The organism is Acinetobacter sp. ANC_7682 (assembly GCF_056779795.1).
In genome coordinates this window covers 1-2,691 of sequence record NZ_JBWYIQ010000064.1, presented here as the reverse complement: position 1 = coordinate 2,691, position 2,691 = coordinate 1, and the positions used below count along the sequence as shown (strand labels likewise).

Annotated in this window: 2 protein-coding genes; one reads left to right on the top strand and one right to left on the bottom strand. The window is 33.4% G+C overall.

The features are described from left to right. Positions 1-301 precede the first annotated feature (301 nt). A complete protein-coding gene (locus tag AC1M9D_RS13930; protein WP_481612427.1) occupies positions 302-787 on the top strand; it encodes a lytic transglycosylase domain-containing protein in 486 nt (161 codons plus the stop codon). A gap of 26 nt (positions 788-813) precedes the next feature. On the opposite strand, the gene AC1M9D_RS13925 is transcribed toward AC1M9D_RS13930, so the two are convergent. After that, the gene (locus AC1M9D_RS13925; protein WP_481612426.1) at positions 814-2,166 is read right to left on the bottom strand and encodes an MFS transporter; all 1,353 of its coding nucleotides are present in this window, start codon (positions 2,164-2,166) and stop codon (positions 814-816) included. Positions 2,167-2,691: the final 525 nt, after the last annotated feature.

Below are 2,691 nucleotides of genomic sequence, written 5' to 3'. Positions count from 1 at the left end.
ACTCATTGAGATGTGTCATAGTATTCGTCGTTAGAAAACAATTATTGTGACATTATTTCAATGAGTTATCTATTTTTGTCGTGTACAGAGAGTTTTTCTGATCTATTTATCTTACTCATCAATATATTGCAAAACTACAACACTACAATTTATCTAGGGCTTGACCCCAATCACCAGCTTACTTATGATTTTTGCAAATTGAATTTGTACGGTTACTATTTTGCTTTTTTTACAACGTTTACAATCACCTCCCCCATCCTTTACTTTCCTTAAATATAGTTTAGTTCTATCATCGTGTATCGTGTTTGTCGGTTGCTCATCTTTAGGTGGTGGTTCAGTACAAAAACGCGCCGTAAAACTTTCAACAGGTATTCAAAAGGCATACTCTGTACACCCAGACACCGCAAATAGGGTTTCACCACTAATTGTGCAAAGTGCGCAACAATTTGATGTCGACCCCCTGTTAATGGCCGCTCTTATTCGACAAGAATCGAGTTATCGAAATTATGCAGTATCACCAGCAGGTGCTGTAGGTCTTACCCAAATTATCCCTAGATATTGGCAACAATCTTGTCCAGGTGACCTTTTTCAAGAAAATATTAATATACATTGTGGGACTTTTATCCTATCAAAATATAATCAATCTGCGGGTAGCTGGAAAAAAGCACTGGCCTATTACAACGTTGGACCTACTGGATACAACACAAATCGAAAAATGAAAAAACAAGGTAAACGTTATGCCAAACAGGTTAAAGAGCATCAAAAAATTTTAAAATCACATTTATAAAAAAAGCCTCTTATGAGGCTTTTATTCTACTGTGTAATTGAAGATGCGATTTTTATTTTTTCAGGAACTGTTTCAATCACTTTTGTCCTTTTAATACATAATACGGCTATTGCACCAATTACTGCTGGTATAGCAACGGCAATGAAATTCCATTTGTGCGGCAATTCCATTCCTAAAAGAATACCAATGACAATGGGGCCGACAATTGCACCTATACGCCCTACTGCTGAAGCCCAACCAATCCCAGTTGAACGTACAGCAATTGGATAAGATTGCGCTACATAGCTATATATTAAAATACTTGTACCAATTGATGCTGCACCAGCCAATGCCACAAGTAAATAAATAACCATTGGCGGCGAATTGAAACTTAATCCAAATAAAGCAAAAGCTCCAATTACAAACATCGAAATCACTACAGGTTTGAGATGAAATTTGTCTGCTAGAATTCCACCACCAATAGTACCGATGACAGCGCCAATATTTAATGAAAGTAAAAACGTTAAACTACTTCCTAAAGAATAACCTGCAGCCATCATTAACTTTGGTAACCAACTTCCTAATGCGTATGTCATTAAAAGACACATAAAAAAGCAGCACCAAAATAACAACGTCGTTGTCGCTCTATTATCAGTAAAAAGAGATTTAACCGATGCATCAGGTAGTTTAATTTCGTTTAGAACCAAATGAGTTGTAGAATTAACATTTAAATCTGCGTTGATCTTATTAATAATTCCTGAGGCAGGTTCATAATTTTTTTGTTTCACTAAAAATGTTAGTGATTCAGGCATATACTTCCATATAAACGGTAATACTAATAATGGAATTCCTGCAATAAAGAACATAATCTGCCAACCAAATACAGGTGTAAATTTTACACCCAATAAAGCCGCCATAATTCCGCCAACTGCATAGCCACTAAACATAATCGTAACTAAGGTACTTCTCAATTTTTGTGGTGCATATTCAGAAGTTAAAGTTACTAAATTTGGCAAAACACCGCCTATACCAAGTCCAGCAATAAATCTTAAAATTCCAAATTCTGTTGGATTACTTGCGAATCCTCCTAAAAAAGTAAAACCACTGAACAAGGTTACACAAATTAAAATAACTTTTTTTCGACCAATTTTATCTGCCAACATACCAAAAAGCATCGCACCAAACATCATTCCCGCTAGCGCTGTGCTCGCTAATAACCCAGCTTGGACAGAAGTCATACCCCATTCTTGCATAAGAAGTGGCAACGTCACGCCATTAATTGCTAAATCATAACCGTCAAAAATTACGATAAATAAACACCATAATACGATTGATAAATGAAAGGGTTTAAATTTTGCATTATCAATTACAGCATTCACATTCATTGTCTGCGCTGTCATTTTTATCTCACCTCCAATTGTGAGTATTTTTAAAATAATGAACCTGGATTCATATTTTATATAAATGCAATAAATCAGGTTTTTTGTCTATACAACTTTCTAGTGGATTATTCATTTAATAGATTGATTAATAATTCAATTGGCATAAAAAATCATGAAAATTCAAGTTTTAAGAGTTTTATATTTATTCTTAGTTACTAAGAATGAATTCTTATATAACCTTTTGACTGAAATCTTGATTTTTAATACTCAATCTGCAAATTAGGATTGGCATTTTATTTAATAGTCAACTTTGATGCTCTTTGTAAATAAAAATTTCATTGTAAATCATTCATTTTTTGAACCATTCATTATTGTTTATTATTTAGCTTTTCAACTAATTAGTTGGGTTGTTTTTATGATATTAGCCTTATCACTCAGGCATTTATTGTTTAGCATAAATTAACTGAATGGAGCTTCTTATTTAATTACAAGGGTTTAATTATTTTCAAATTCAATTTTTTGATATAAAAAAACACCCCCTTG

What these genes read in the sequence shown, in the direction of transcription:
- AC1M9D_RS13925 (WP_481612426.1), bottom strand. Translation starts at nt 2,166, where the DNA reads ATGACAGCGCAGACAATGAATGTGAATGCTGTAATTGATAATGCAAAA.